Source organism: Dactylosporangium sp. NBC_01737, from assembly GCF_035963215.1.
Classification (GTDB): Bacteria; Actinomycetota; Actinomycetes; order Mycobacteriales; family Micromonosporaceae; genus Dactylosporangium.
On record NZ_CP109153.1, the window covers coordinates 12,009,978 to 12,024,130 of the forward strand.

The following is a 14,153-nucleotide window of genomic DNA, read 5'->3' on the forward strand; positions in this document are numbered from 1 at the left end:
GGGCATTTTCAATCCAATTACAGGAGATCGGCCGCGGTCTCGATCGTCGTGGCTCGACCCCTGGCGACCGCCGCGGCACGCTCCTCGGTCGTCAGCGCCTCGGATGCGGCGCTCGCGAGCGTGGCCAGGTGCGGCCGGGTGTGGTCGGGGCCACCCCGGATCTTCTCGGCGGCCGTGAGCAGCGTCACGGCCAGGGCGGGCTCGCCGTCCAGCAGCATGACCTCGGCGGCGTCCTCGAGCACCGCACCCGCGACGGGTCCGTCGAACGCGCTGCGCGCGTGTTCAAGAGCAACGGCGGCCATGGTACGGGCATCGCCCGGCGCTCCCTCCAACGCGCGCACGACCGCCAGTCCACCGTGGACCGCCGCGAGCATCTGCGGTGACGCGCGGTCACCGGCCAGGACGTCCGCCGCGCCGTTGAAGTGCCGCCGCGCGTCGTCGAGCCGGCCGGCCCGCAGCGCCCGCTCGGCGTACACGTACTCGACAAACGCGATCCCGTCGGGCAGCCCGACCTGCAGTGCCGTGCGCCGCGCCCCGGCCAGCACCAGCTCCGCCCGCTCGGGGCGGCCGAGCAGCTCGTGCAGCTGGGCGAGTCGCACCTCGGCGGCCGAACGGTCCTCGGTCGTGCCCAGCTCGCCGAACAGCCGCAGGCTCTCCTCCAGGTGATCGACGGCGGCCGCGTAGTCGCCGCGGCGGGCGAGGATCTCCGCGAGGGACTGCAGCGACGCCGCCGTCCCCCACCGTTCGCCGATCTCCTGGAACCCGGCGAGCGCCTTGGCGAACCTGCGGGCCGCGACGTCGTACGGGATGCCCACGTTCATCTCGGCGTGGCAGTACAGCAGCTCACCGAGGCTCGCCAGCCACGGATCGGGGTCGCGGGTGAGCCCGCCGATGTGCTCGAGAGTCTCGGCGGTCGACCCGTCCCGGAACAGCAGCGAGACCGCCTTGAACAACCGGAACATCGGATGCCGGCCCTGATACGTGAACGCCTCCTCGAACCAGGCGTTGACCTGGCCGGCCTCGCCGATGCCGTCGAAGCCGTTGACCGCGGCCACACCGCACGCCATCGCCCGCGCGTCCGGGTCCGTCGGCCCGTCCAGCGCGAGCGCGGCGACCGCCAGCCCGGCGCCCTCGACGCGGTGGCCGCGCATCCACCAGTACCAGCCGAGGACCAGCACGAACTGCACGGCCAGATCGGCGTCCCCGGCGGTGATCGCGCGCCGCAGCGCACCGTGCAGGTTCTCGTGCTCGGCGGACAACACCGCGAGCGACTTGAGCTGCTCGGCGGTGCGCAGCGAAGGCTCCAGCCGCCCGGCGAGCTCCAGGAACCAGGTCGCGTGCCGCCGCCGCAGCCGCGCGGTCTCGCCGCACTCCTCCAGCCGCTCCAGCCCGTACGCCCGGATGGTCTCCAGCATCCGGTACCGGCCGTCGTCCTCGACCAGCAGCGACTTGTCCACCAGCGCCGCGACCAGGTCCACCGGGTCGCCGAGTGTCCCGTCCGGGTCGCAGACGGCGGCCGCCGCGTCCAGCGTCGCCCCGCCCGGGAACACGGCGAGCCTGCGCAGCATCACCCGCTCGGCCTCGGTGAGCAGGCCCCAGCTCCAGTCGACGACCGCCCGCAGCGTCTGGTGCCGGGGCAGCGCCGTGCGGCTCCCCCGGGTCAGCAGCCGGAACCTGTCGTCGAGCCGGTCGGCGACCTGCGCGGCGGTCATCGACCGGCACCGGGCCGCCGCCAGCTCGATCGCCAGCGGCATGCCGTCCAGCGCGCGGCAGATCCGAAGGGCGGACCCGTCGAGCTGGAAGCCTGGTCGTACCGCCGCCGCACGATCCGACAACAGCCGCGCCGCCGGCGAGTCCAGCCCGTCCCCCGGCAGCGGCCCGACCGGCAGCAGGACCTCCCCGGTGATCCCGAGCGGCTCGCGACTGGTGGCGAGGATCCGCAGGTGGGGGCAGTCGCCGAGGAGCCGATCCGTGAGGGCTGCCGCGGCCCCGATGACGTGCTCACAGTTGTCGAGGATGAGCAGGATCCGCCGGTACGCCAGCGCCCCCGCCAACCGGTCCAACGCCACCGTCCCGTCGGCGGCGACGCGACGGCCCGGACCGGTGGCACCGGCCGGATCCCGCATGCCGAGCGCGGTCCACACGGCCTGGACGACGTCGGCCGGGTCGGCGACGTTGGCCAGCTCGACCAGCCACACCCCGCCGTCCGGCGCGTCCCGCAGCCACCGCCCCGCCTCGACGCTCAGCCGCGTCTTCCCGGCGCCACCGGGCCCGACGAGTGTCACGAGCCGGGCCTTCGCGACCAGGTCGCCGACCGCGCGCACCTCGTCGTCCCGGCCGACGAAGCTGGTCAGCGGGGCCCGCAGGTTCCCGGCCCGCCGGGCTCCCGCCACGTCGCCGGCCGCGCCGGCCGCCACCATCGGCGTGTTGCGCAGGATCGCCAGATGGACGGCGGCGAGGGCGGGTGAGGGGTCGGCGCCCAGCTCGTCGGCGAGACGGTCCCGGCAGCGGGCGAATGCCTGCAGCGCGTCGGCGGTCCGGCTCTCGGCGTGCAGGGCGCGCATCAGCAGCCCGACGAGCCGCTCCCGCAGCGGGTGCGCCGCGACCATGGCCTCCAGGTCGGCCGCGGCGCGGGCCCCCAGGCCGAGCTCCGCGTCGAGGCGGTCCTCGGCGGCGGACAACCGCAACTCGTCCAGCCGGGCCCGCCACGCGAGCGCGAACGGCGCCTCCCCGCGTCGGCCAGGGCCGGCCCGCGCCACAGTGCCTCCGCCTCGCGGAGCAGCTCGACGCCGGCCGCGGGGTCCCGGTCCAGCAGCGCCCGGGCACGGCCGACCAGCTCGGCGAACCGCACGTGATCGACGTCGAGGGGGTCGACATCCAGCAGGTACCCGGCCGGGCGCGCCACGAGCATCCCGTCGGGCAGGACCCGCCGCAGCCGCGACACGAGCGACTGCAGCGCGTTGCCGGCGTCGCCGGGCGGCGTGTCGCCCCAGACGCCGTCGGCGAGCCGCGCCGCGGTGACGGTCCGCCCCGGCTCCAGGGCCAGCAGCGTGACCAGGACCCGCAGGCGCGCGCCACCGACCTCGATGGGCGCGCCGGACCCGGCCCGCACCTCGAGCGGCCCCAGCACCCCGATCCGCACGCCACCGATTGTGCCTCCACCGCCCGGTGAACCGTCGAGCACCGTCAACGGCACGCCTCCGGCGAAAGCAGGGGTTGGAGGAAGCGTCGGCCGCTGGTACCGTGCCGAGAGAGCGCTCTCTCACTCATTCGCATCGACCATGGCCGATCACCATGGTCGGATTTCCCCTGGCCCGGACGAACCCCACCGGCCCGCCGATCCGCCATCGGCCCGCCGCCGCGTCCGCACCGGGTGGACCCCGCCGCGCTCCGCGCGTCCCGCCCCGAGGAGACCTCATGCACGATCCGACCCACCGCCGGCGCCGCTTCCGTGGCTGGACTGCCGCCGGCACCGCCGTCACCACGATCGCCCTGGCCGCGGTCACCGCCGTCGCGTACGCCGGCACCGAGGCGTCCACCGACGGCCTGCAGACCGCCCGGCTCGCCGCCGCCGCGGCGGTGCCCGCCCCGCCGGCCGGGTTCAACCTGACCTGGAGCGACGACTTCAACGCCGCCACGGGCACCGGGATCAACACCGCCAACTGGAAGTACGACACCGGGCCGGGCAGCAGCTTCGGCACCGGCGAGATCGAGACGATGACGAACAGCACCGCCAACGTGTTCCACGACGGCAACGGCCACCTGGTGCTGCGTGCCCTGCACAGCGGGACCGACCCGCGGGCCGGCTGGACGTCGGGCCGGATCGAGACCCAGGCCGCGACCTACGGCGCCGAGGCCGGCGGCGTGGTCCGCATGGAGTCCTCGATCCAGCAGCCGAACGTGACGACCGCCAACGGCGCCGGCTACTGGCCGGCGTTCTGGATGCTGGGCTCCACGCTGCGCACCGGCACCAGCTGGCCGACCAGCGGCGAGATCGACATCCTGGAGGACATCAACGGCCGCAGCTCCACCTTCGGCACCCTGCACTGCGGCACCAACCCCGGCGGTCCCTGCAACGAGTCGACCGGCCTCGGCAGCGGCGAACGGCCGTGCCCCGGCTGCCAGACCGGCTACCACACCTACGCGGTGGAGATCGACCGGTCCAAGTCGCCGGAGGAGATCCGCTGGTATCTCGACGGCGCGCTGTACTTCACGCTGCCGGCCACCCGCGTCGACGCCACCACCTGGGCCAACGCGGTGCACCATCCGTTCTTCATCATCTACGACCTGGCCATCGGCGGCGGGTTCCCCGACGCGTTCGGCGGTGGCCCCAACGCGGCCACGATCTCCGGCGGGCAGATGAACATCGACTGGGTCGCGGTCTACAACAAGGGGCCCGGCACCGTGCCGCCCACCAACAACATCGCGCAGGGCAAGCCGACCACGGCGTCGTCGACGGAGAACGCCGGCTCGTGCCCGGCCTGCGCCACCGACGGCAACCTCACCACCCGCTGGTCGAGCGCGTTCAGCGACCCGCAGTGGCTGCAGGTGGACCTGGGCCAGTCGTACAACCTGACGAACGTCAGCCTCAACTGGGAGGCCGCGTACGGCAAGGCGTACCAGATCCAGGTCTCCAACGACCAGCTCACCTGGGTCTCCGTCGCGGTAACCACCACCGGCGACGGCGGCACCGACACCTATGCCGTCAACGCCAGTGGCAGGTACGTGCGGATGTACGGCACCCAGCGCGGCACCGCCTACGGCTACTCGCTCTGGGAGATGGCCGTCGCCGGGACGCCGAGCACCAGCACCGGCGGCACACTCGTCTCGCAGGGCAAGCCGACCACGGCGTCCTCGGCGGAGAACGCCGGGACCGCCGCGGCCAACGCCACCGACGGCAGCACCGGCACCCGCTGGTCGAGCGCCTTCAGCGACCCGCAGTGGCTGCGCGTCGACCTCGGCGCGGTCGCGAACATCAACAAGGTGGTGCTGAACTGGGAGGCCGCCTACGCAAGGGCGTTCCAGGTGCAGACGTCCACCGACGGCACCACCTGGACGACGATCTATTCCACGACGACGGGCACCGGCGGCGTGCAGACCCTCAACGTGACGGGCACCGGCCGCTACGTACGGGTCAACGGCACCCAGCGCGCGACGGCCTACGGCTACTCGTTGTGGGAGTTCCAGGTGTACGCCATGACCTGCTGCACCCCGTAAGCCTTCGAGCGGCGATGTGCGGCCCGGCCGGATACCGGCCGGGCCGCCAACGAATCCGGCCGACCGCCTGACGCGCAGGGCGCAGTATCACAGGATGTGGCCGGCACCCCGGAAGTCCTGTGGGAGCAGGTCGCGGCCGGCACCGACCGGCTCGGCGCCCACCTGCGCGAGCACCCCGACGACCGGGCGGTGCTCGCCGCCGCACCGCACCCCGGCGGTGCCACCCCGTGGATCGGCGCCCTCGTCGGCAACGGCGTGCGCCTCGGCCTGATCGACCCAACCCCCGACGTCGGACTGCTCACGTCGGCGACCGCCGCGGTCATCGGCGCCGTCGACGCCTGGGCCCTGCGGCGGACCGGCGCGCAGCACGACGCGCTGACCGTCCTGGTGCGGCGGCTCTGGAACACCCGGGGAGAATGACCCGATGACTGAAGCGCCCCTGGACGTGCTCGTGCTCTGCGGTGTCGGTGTGGACACCATCGTCCGCGTGCCGGACCTGTCCATCCCGCCGGGCGACCTGCTGCACGTCGAGCCGGTCAGGGACTACGTCGCGCACTCGGGCAACGGGGTCGCGCTGGGGTTCCACGCGCTGGGGCTGCGCACCAAGTTCATCGACTTCCTCGGCGACGACGCGCAGGGAGCGCAGGTCCTGGCGCGCTATGCGGCCGTGGGCCTGGACTTCGAGCACGTGCCGGCGCCGAACGGCACGCCCCGCAGCGTCAACCTGGTCGACGCCGCCGGCCGCCGGTTCTCCTTCTACGACGGGCGGCACCCCGCGGACCTGCGCCTGCCGCGGGCGTCGTACCTGCCGGCGCTGGAGCGGGCCCGGCACGTCCACGTCGCCGGCAGGGCGTCGGAGGCGTTCGCCGACGCGCGGCGCCTGGGCATCACCACGTCGACCGACATCCACTCGTGGGACGGCGAGGCGCCGTGGGCGATGAGCCTGGCCCGGGAGGCGGACCTGGTCTTCCTCAGCGCCGAGGCGGCACCGCAGAAGATCGAGGACCTCATGCACAGCATCCTCGACGCGGGCCGGGCCTCGATGGTGGTGGCGACGGAGGGCGACGCCGGCTGCCGGGTCCTCGCCCGCGCCGACCGGCGGGTCGTCCGCTTCCCCACGGTCACGCCGGAGCGCCCGGTGGTCGACAGCAACGGCGCCGGCGACGCGTTCAGCACGGCCTTCATGAGCCGCTGGTTCGCCGGCCGCCCGCTGGAGGAGTGCGCCCTGGCGGGTGCGGTGTCGGGCGCGTTCGCGTGCGGCGCCCCCGGCACGCACGAGGAGCAGATCACCGCACCGCAGCTGGACGCCGCGATCGAGCGCGCCCGCCACACCGACCACTGGCGCAACGGCCGCTAGTTCGGCGTGTCAGGCCGCCGTCGTGAGTGGGCGTCCGCCCCAGCGGATGCCCTTCTCGCTGCGGATGCGGGCGCGTTCGCGGCGTTGGGCGGCGGTGCAGGACGCAGATCCGCGCACCGATGAGGTTTCCGCGCCGCGCCCGTCTGTACGTATGAGATCGACCTACGAGAGGCTGGCATGATGCGGAAACTGACCTTCGGCGTGAATGTGACCCTGGACGGCTACATCGCCGCGCCCGGCGACGACCTCGGCTGGAGTGGCGGTGAGGGACCGGACTCCTCGCCGAGCGACGAGCTGTTCCAGTAGTGGTCCGACCGGGTGGCGGCGACGGGCCTGGCGCTGTATGGGCGCAAGCTGTGGGAGGCGATGAGTTCCCACTGGCCGACCGCCGACCAGCCGCCCGGCGCCACACCGGCGGCGATCGAGTTCGCCCGCCGCTGGCGGGACATGCCGAAGGTGGTGTTCTCCTCGACGATCGACAAGGTCGACTGGAACACGCGCCTGGTCACCGGCGACACGGTCGCCGAGATCACCCGGCTCAGGGGGTGCTCATTCCGCGGTGACTTCGGTGACGCCGGCCCGTGGCGCTGGACTCGTCGACGACGGGGACTTGTCTGATCACAGCGTCGCGGGCAGGGTCAGCCATGGTTTGTCGGTGGCGTCGAATCCGGTGAGTTCGGCGATCTTCCCGTCGACGATGTGCAGGACCGCGATGGTGAACAAACGGTATTCCGGGTCGTCGGGGGTGCGGAGGTACAGCGCGGCGGCAGGCATGCGGTTGACCGTCGTGGCGGTGCAGCGCCAGTCGTCGTAGCCGTGCTGGAAGAGCCCGGCGGAGACCCAGCCGTCCACCGCGTCCTTGGCCGTGACGGTCACGGTGCCCGGGTCGGGCAGCATCGTGAAGCGCAGGTCGTCGCGCAGCAGGGCCATCAGCCCGTCGACGTCGTTGCGCTCATGGGCGTCGATGTACGACTTCACCACGCCGCGCTCGTCATCCGACAGTTCGTGCGTGGCAGGGCGCCGCCAGTCGAGGCGGCGGTCGGGCAGCTGCTCGCGCATCGTCACGCGCGCCCGCTGCAGCGCGCTGGTCACCGATGCGACGGTCAGTTCGAGGGCGTCGGCGGCCTTCGACGCCGGCCAGCCGACGACGTCGCGCAGGATGAACACCGCCCGCTGCCGCGGCGGCAGGTGCTGGACGGCGACGATGAACGCCAGCTCGATCGTCTCCCGCGCCACCGCCGATTCCTGCGGGTCCTCCGGGAGCATCAGGTCCGGGTAGGGCTGCAGGTAGTGCACTTCCGAGCCCGCGCCGGGCAGCTCGGCAGGCACGGGTATGCGGTCGTTGCGCTTGTCCAGGAAGTCGAGGCAGGCGTTCGTCGCGATCCGGTACAGCCAGGTCCGCAGCGCGGCGTGGCCCTTGAACGACTCCCGCTTGTTCCACACCCGCAGGAACGTCTCCTGCGTCATGTCCTGGGCGTCGTCGTAGTTCGCGAGCATCCGGTAGCAGTGCACGTGCAGCCCACGCCGGTAGCGCTCCGTGATCAGCGCGAACTGTGCCGCGTCATCTGAGCGGGCCGCCGCGATGAACGCGGCCTCGTCGTCGCCCAGCAGTCTGGCGTCGGTCATGGTCGTCAGTCCTTCCGCGGGTGGCGAGGGTTACCAGAACTGACGATGTGGCGGAGCATTTCTGAGCGGTGAAGCCGCTGACACCGGGAAAGGTCGTCCTGGTTGGGGCTGCCTCAGCGTCTCAGGCCGCCGTCGTGCGTGGGCGTCCGCCCCAGCGGATGCCCTTCTCGCAGCGGACGCGGACGCGGACGCGTTCGCGGCGTTGGGCGGCCGTGCTCATCGTGCCGCGCCGCACGATCACCAGGCCCATGCGCGGTCAGCGCCGGGTGGCGGTGGCCTGGGCGGCGAGGCCGGCGAGGGCAAGGACCAGCAGCGTCGCCGCGACTGTCGCCGCCGGCACCGCGAGCGGCGGCGGCCCGGTCCCCGTCAGGCCCGGCAGCGCGCCGCCGACCGCGACCCAGGCGACCGCGGCCGCGAGGACCCCCGCGAGTCCGGCCGCCGCGACGAGCGCCACGACCACGAACGGCTCCACCAGTGTGCCGGTCGCCCGCCGCAGGCCCTGCACGCGTAGCGCCCGCAGGTCGGCGGTGCTGGTGCCGATGGCGGCCACCGCCGGCCCCGCCGCGCCGAGCGCCACCGACAGGAGCCCGGCGAAGAGGTAGAAGCGCAGGCCGAGCGCGGTGCCGCCGGCGGCGATCCCGGCGCGGGTGTCGGCGACGGTGCGGCGGCCGGTGACGGTGAGCCCCTGCGCCCGCAGCGCGTCGACGATTGTGGGCGGGGCCGTCGCCGACAGCCACACCTCGGCGTTCTCGGCGCGGCCGTCGTCGGCGGCGAACAGGTCGGCGTACTCCAGGTCGACGAGCGCGCCGAAGGTCCCGACCCGGGGCAGGTGGGTGGCGGTCGACACCTCCGCAGGCACCGCCTTGCCGCCGAACGTCTTGAACGTGCCGTTCTCGGGCGGCGGCGCCGTGGTCACGACCGGCAGCTCGGCGGGGCCGCCCGCGGGGCGCAGGCTCCCGGCGGAAGGCTGCGAGGTCATCGGCAGGGTGAAGGTGACCCCGTCGGCACCGCTCGTCGCGGTCGCGCCCGGCGCGGTGCGCCAGTCGGCCGCGGGCGGTGAGTGCAGCGTGACCACGATCGCCGGTCCGACGTACGGCGGCAACCGGACAGCCAGCTCGACCAGTCGGCACCCCTGCGTGCACATGGTGGTTTCCGCGGTGTACGACTGGCGCCCCCGCACGAGCGTCCCCAGCTCGACGGTGGCGGTCGGCCGGCCGTCGAGCGGGGCGAGGGTGGCGGCGAGGACGACGTCGGTCCGATCGAGCGTCGCGGCGGTGACGTCGAGGGTGAGTGACGCGCCGGTGAGCATGACCGGCGGCGCGGCCAGCGGCGGGTGCAGTTGCGCCGCGACCTCGGCGACCGGGCCGCCACCGGCGGGCCAGAGCGCGACGGCGGGCAGCCGGGTTGCGTCGACGGCGACGACGCCAGGTTCGCCGTTCTCGGGGAGGCGGACCGGCACGGCCGCCATCGCGGAGCGGCCGTCGGGGTCGGCGGCCCGCACGGCGCGCAGCAGCTGGGTGCGGCTGGTCGCGTCGACGGTGAGCACGACCCGCGCGCCGGTGTCGAGGTCGGCCTGGTCCCGCTGGCGCTGGTCGACGGCGGAGGTGGCGGCCGCGGCGAAGGCGAGCGACCCGACGGCGAGGGTCAGCAGCGCCAGGAGGCGCGCGCCGACGGGCCGGCGGGCCAGCCGGAACCCGGCGAGCGCCCCGGCGAGCCGGAATCGGCCGACGGTCCGGCGGCGCAGCGCCCGGCCCGCGAGCAGTCCGCTGAGGATCGGCACGGCACGGCCGGCGAGGACGGCGCCGGCGAGCATGACGAGGGCCGGCGCGAGCAGGGCGACGCCGCCGGGGCGGCCGCGGACCTGCGCGACGGCGACGGCGGCGGCCACGACGAGGACGCCTTCCAGGGCGAGGCCGCGCCAGCGGGCGGTGTGCCGGTCGACCTGCCGCAGCAGCGAGGAGACGGGCGCGGAGACGGTGCGCAGCGCGACCGCGACCGCGACGGCGAGGGCGCCGAGGACGGCGACCGCCGCGTACGGCCAGGCACCGCGGGTCTGCCAGCCGCCGGCGGCGGTGAACCCGAGCAGCGCCCCGGCGAACACGGACAGCAGGGTCTCCCCCGTGGCCAGCCACCACCGCACGGGACGGGCGACGCCGCGCAGAGCGATGACGCCGTGCTCGAAGCGGCGGGCCCGGATGACGGTGGACACGGCGAGGGTGATGACGGCCCAGGCGAGCAGCAGCACCGGCGCGACCGCGAAGGGCACGGCGGCGCGGACCTCGGTGCGGCGTTCGGCGATGCGGTCCAGCAGCACGTCGAGGTCGGTGTTGAGCCGCGCATCGTCGGTGCTGCGGCGCTGCGCGTCGACGACCCATTCGCGCAGCGCGGGGAGGGTGTCGACGGTGATGGCGCCCGGCAGCGGGTACGCGTCGTAGGACTGCAGCTCGCTGGGGCGGGCGAACGTGTCCAGGGTGCGCCGGTCGACGTGGAACGCGTCGCGGACGCCGCCGGCGCGGCCCCAGTAGGGTTCCCCGCCGTCGCGGGGCTCGACGACGCCGACGACGGTGAGGGCGGTCGGCGGTCCGGCCGGGACGTACCGCTTGAGGTCGGTGTCGTAGCGGGAGCCGCTGAGCGCGATGGCGTCGCCGGGGTGCAGGCCGAGCCGGTCGGCGGTGCGCCCGGTCAGCACGGTGTCGCCGGTGCCCATCAGGCACCTGCCGGCCACGACGCGGACGTGCTCGCAGATGCCTTCGCGGAACAGCACGGTGCTGAGCTGGCTGGCGGATGCCTGGGGAATCTCGGCCGGTTGGGCGGCGAACTGCGCGGAGAAGACGGTGGCGTAGCCGGGGGTGTCGAGCCAGCCGCCGGCGAGGTTCTGGAACGTGTTGGCCATGCGGCCGCCACCTGAGGACTGGACCTCGCCGGTGATGAGGACGGTCCGTTCCGACGGCGCGGCCCCGGCGACCTCGGTGCGCACGATCCGGTCGTCGGACCGGGCGAGGAACACGGGGGCGGCGAGCGCGCCGGCGGTGGCGAGCGCGGTCAGGAGCATGACGGCGACGGCCCGGCCGCGCCGCGACCACAGCATGGCCAGGACCAGTCCGATCACCGGGACCTCCGGGCGCCGTCACGGGTGGGGTGGGACCACAGTGCGGGTGGCAGCAGTACCGCGAACACCACGACGGCCGTGGCGAGGATCGCGAGCCACTGCACCGGCTCCACCGGCACGGGCCAGCGGTCGGCGAACGGGCGGACCGGTGCCGGCGCGAGCAGCCGCAGCAGGACCGCCGCGGCAAGCCCGACGGGGACGGCGACGAGGACCGGCGCGGCCGCGGTCCACCGGCCCACGGTGCGCACGGTCGACGCCGGCAGGCCCTGGCGGCGCAGGGCGGCGAGCTCGGCGCCGCGCTGGCGCCGGTCGACGGCTGCGACGACGGCGGCGGTGACCGCGGCGAGCAGCAGGGCGATCGCGCCGCCGGCGAGCCCTGCGCCCAGGGTCACGGCGGGGCGAGGCGCGCCGCGCGGGCGGTGGCCGCGCCGGTGCTGTCGCCGCCGGCGATGGTGATCCCGGCGGCCCGCAGCCGGTCGGGCAGGTCGGCGGGGGCGGACGGGCCGAGCCACACCTCGAGGCGCTCCGCGGTGGTGGTGGGGACGCCGCCGGACGGGCCGACGACGTGGGCGGCGTATTCGAGGTCGACGAGCACTCCTTCGGCGCCGCCGCGCGGGACGGACGTGACGGAGCGGGGCGCCACCGGCACGTCGGCGCCGAAGACCCGCACGCGGGGCACGTCGTTGTCGGCGGACAGCGTGAGGTCGCCGGCGATCACGGCGGGCAGCGGGACCGGGGTGTCGACGACGTAGAGGCGGTTGTCGCGGGGGCGTTCGCTGGGCGGGTCGACGTCCTGCAGGCGCAGGCGGCCGTCGTGCTGGCCGGCCTGCACGGTGCTGACGGACCGGGCGAGGGTGGTCCGCCAGCGGGCCGGGTCGGCGAACGCGGCGCCGTCGACCACCACCGTGCCGCCGGCGCGCAGTTCGAGCAGGTCGACGGGGCCGCGGTTGGTCTCGACCGAGACGAGCCGGCAGCCGGCCGCGCACTGCGGCACCGCGACATCCACAGTGGACTCCGCGGTCGCCGCGGTGCCCGGCTCGGCGAGGAAACCGGGTGTCTGGAAGACGGCGGTGACGCGCTCGCCGGGGGCGGCCAGCTGGAGCGTGACCGTCGAGCCGGCCGACACCGAGCGCAGCGCCAGCGCCGTCGCGGTGAACGTCAGCGGCGCCGGTGCCTCGGCGCGCAGCGACGGCAAGGAGACGCCGGTGACCGCCCGCAGGCGGGTGGCGTCCACGGCGATGACCGGCGCGCCGGTGCCGCCGCTGATCGCGACGGCCATCGCGTCCCGGCCACCGGGGTCGGCGGCGCGGACGGCGGCGAGGAGCTTCTCCCGGTCCATCGGCGCGACCCGCAGCACGCGGTCGGCGCCGACCTCGACGGCGGCGCGGTCGGCGCGGGCGCCCGCGGCCCCGGCCCAGTCCTGCGCGGCGACGGCCAGGACGCAGGTGGCGGCCGCGATGACGGGCACGATCCGGTACGCGGTCCGCCGCCGTCCCAGGGTCAGGCCCGCGAGGGCACCGCCGACGCGGCCGCCGGCGAGGGCCGTCCGGCCGGCGAGCCCTGCGGCGGACAACAGCGCGCGGGTCGCCAGTACACCCGCCGCCAGAGCAATCAACAGCGCTGCGGCCTGGCCGAGACCGAGACCGGTGTCGCGGCGGACGTCGGCCGGCGGCTCCGCGGCGAGCTGGAACACGGCGGCGGCGCCGAGGGCGAGCACGCACACCTCGAGGGTGGCGGCGACCAGCTGGCGGCGGGGCTGCACGACCCGCAGCAGCGCCGGCACGCTCGCACGGGTCGCCGGCCACTCGGCGGCGACGACCACGAGGACCGCGATCGCCAGGGCCTGCCACAGGGCGGGGCGCACCGCGACGGCCCAGGCGGCACCGGCGAGCAGCGGCAGGAGGCTCTGCCCGGCGGTGCCGGCGAGGATCCGCCACGGCGGCAGGCCCCGGATCGCCATGCGGGCCGCATCGGCGCGGCGTTCCTGCGCGGCGTAGGCGGCGGCGACGGCAACCGCGATGCCGCCGCACAGCAGCACCTGCAGCTCGACGAGCAGCAGGCCGCGCCGCACGCCACGGCGGTCGGCGGCGACGGTCGCGGCGAGCGTCGCGGCGGCCGAGGAGACCTCGAGGGACCCGGCGCGCAGCCGGGTGACGGTGGCGGCGATCTGGGCCGGGTCGTCGAAGGCGGAGGCGGGCAGCAGCGCGTCGTAGGTGGCGACCGCGGCGCCGCCGGGTTTCGCGACGGTGCCGCGGGTGGTGTACGCGGCGAGGCCGTCCAGCCCGGACCAGTACCAGCCGAGCGGGTCGCTGGGTGCGAACAGCCCGACGAGGGTCAGCGGGACCACGGCGACGCCGGAGCCGCCGTCCTGGCGCAGCGGGTCGCCGACGGCGAGGCCCAGCTGCCGGGCCACGTCGGGGGGCAGGACGATCTCGCCGTCGCGTTCGGGGCAGCGGCCCTGCAGCATGGTGGCGTTGCCGCAGAAGCCGTCGACGGCGCGCAGCTCGATCGGCAGGCGCAGCTCGTCGCCGGCGCGCAGGACGCCGGAGTACCGCACGCCGAGCACGCTGCGTTCGGCGGGGACACCGGTGATCAGCGCCTGGAACCTGCCGACGATGTCGTCGGGCTGGGTGCCGAGGGCGACGGCGGAGCGGACGGACAGGGTGCGTTCGACCGGGGTGGCGGCGGCGATCCTGGCGGTGACGGCGTCGCGCTGCATCCGGCCGGACGCGGCGGCGGCACCGACGGCCGCGCCCATGGTGACCGCGGCGAGGACGAGCATGACCAGCGCCGCGGCGCGCCGGGCTCTCAGCGCGGCGACGATCAGGCCCAACACGTAGAGGA

General features: G+C 75.1%; 10 protein-coding genes and 1 pseudogene. 5 read left to right on the plus strand and 6 right to left on the minus strand.

Annotated features, from left to right (window positions below):
• Nucleotides 1-17: 17 nt before the first annotated feature.
• Both OHA72_RS55370 and OHA72_RS55375 read right to left on the minus strand, forming a co-directional pair.
• Nucleotides 18-2,420 carry an ATP-binding protein gene (locus tag OHA72_RS55370; RefSeq protein WP_327011852.1) on the minus strand — a complete coding sequence of 801 codons (2,403 nt, stop codon included), beginning with the start codon at nucleotides 2,418-2,420 and terminating at the stop codon, nucleotides 18-20.
• Between the two features lie 72 nt (nucleotides 2,421-2,492).
• A pseudogene (locus OHA72_RS55375) lies at nucleotides 2,493-3,196 on the minus strand (AfsR/SARP family transcriptional regulator); the annotation flags it as partial.
• Nucleotides 3,197-3,417: 221 nt separating this feature from the next.
• On the opposite strand from OHA72_RS55375, the gene OHA72_RS55380 reads away from it, so the two are divergent.
• From OHA72_RS55380 to OHA72_RS55400, 5 genes are all read left to right on the plus strand, one after another.
• Nucleotides 3,418-5,217: a galactose-binding domain-containing protein gene (locus tag OHA72_RS55380; RefSeq protein ID WP_327004150.1), complete on the plus strand. Its 1,800-nt coding sequence runs from the start codon at nucleotides 3,418-3,420 to the stop codon at nucleotides 5,215-5,217.
• 96 nt (nucleotides 5,218-5,313) lie between these two features.
• On the plus strand, nucleotides 5,314-5,637 hold the full coding sequence (locus OHA72_RS55385; protein WP_327004151.1) for a hypothetical protein: 324 nt from the start codon (nucleotides 5,314-5,316) through the stop codon (nucleotides 5,635-5,637).
• Between the two features lie 4 nt (nucleotides 5,638-5,641).
• Nucleotides 5,642-6,574: a carbohydrate kinase family protein gene (locus tag OHA72_RS55390; protein ID WP_327004152.1), complete on the plus strand. Its 933-nt coding sequence runs from the start codon at nucleotides 5,642-5,644 to the stop codon at nucleotides 6,572-6,574.
• 180 nt (nucleotides 6,575-6,754) lie between these two features.
• Nucleotides 6,755-6,880 (plus strand): hypothetical protein, encoded by a 126-nt coding sequence (locus OHA72_RS55395; RefSeq protein WP_327004153.1) that lies wholly within the window; start codon nucleotides 6,755-6,757, stop codon nucleotides 6,878-6,880.
• 12 nt (nucleotides 6,881-6,892) lie between these two features.
• The gene (locus tag OHA72_RS55400) at nucleotides 6,893-7,192 is read left to right on the plus strand and encodes a dihydrofolate reductase family protein (protein ID WP_327004154.1); all 300 of its coding nucleotides are present in this window, start codon (nucleotides 6,893-6,895) and stop codon (nucleotides 7,190-7,192) included.
• On the opposite strand, the gene OHA72_RS55405 is transcribed toward OHA72_RS55400, so the two are convergent.
• The 4 genes from OHA72_RS55405 to OHA72_RS55420 all read right to left on the minus strand — a co-directional run bounded on the left by OHA72_RS55405 (nucleotide 7,193) and on the right by OHA72_RS55420 (nucleotide 14,145).
• Entirely contained in the window at nucleotides 7,193-8,200 is a 1,008-nt protein-coding gene (locus tag OHA72_RS55405; protein ID WP_327004155.1) for an RNA polymerase subunit sigma-70, read from the minus strand.
• Nucleotides 8,201-8,456: 256 nt separating this feature from the next.
• Entirely contained in the window at nucleotides 8,457-11,309 is a 2,853-nt protein-coding gene (locus tag OHA72_RS55410; RefSeq protein WP_327004156.1) for a hypothetical protein, read from the minus strand.
• Nucleotides 11,306-11,701, minus strand: a complete 396-nt coding sequence (locus OHA72_RS55415; RefSeq protein ID WP_327004157.1) for a hypothetical protein — start codon at nucleotides 11,699-11,701, stop codon at nucleotides 11,306-11,308. The genes OHA72_RS55410 and OHA72_RS55415 overlap by 4 nt, the downstream gene beginning before the upstream one ends.
• On the minus strand, nucleotides 11,698-14,145 hold the full coding sequence (locus tag OHA72_RS55420) for a hypothetical protein (protein ID WP_327004158.1): 2,448 nt from the start codon (nucleotides 14,143-14,145) through the stop codon (nucleotides 11,698-11,700). Before OHA72_RS55420 ends, OHA72_RS55415 begins: the two co-directional genes overlap by 4 nt.
• Nucleotides 14,146-14,153 lie beyond the last annotated feature (8 nt).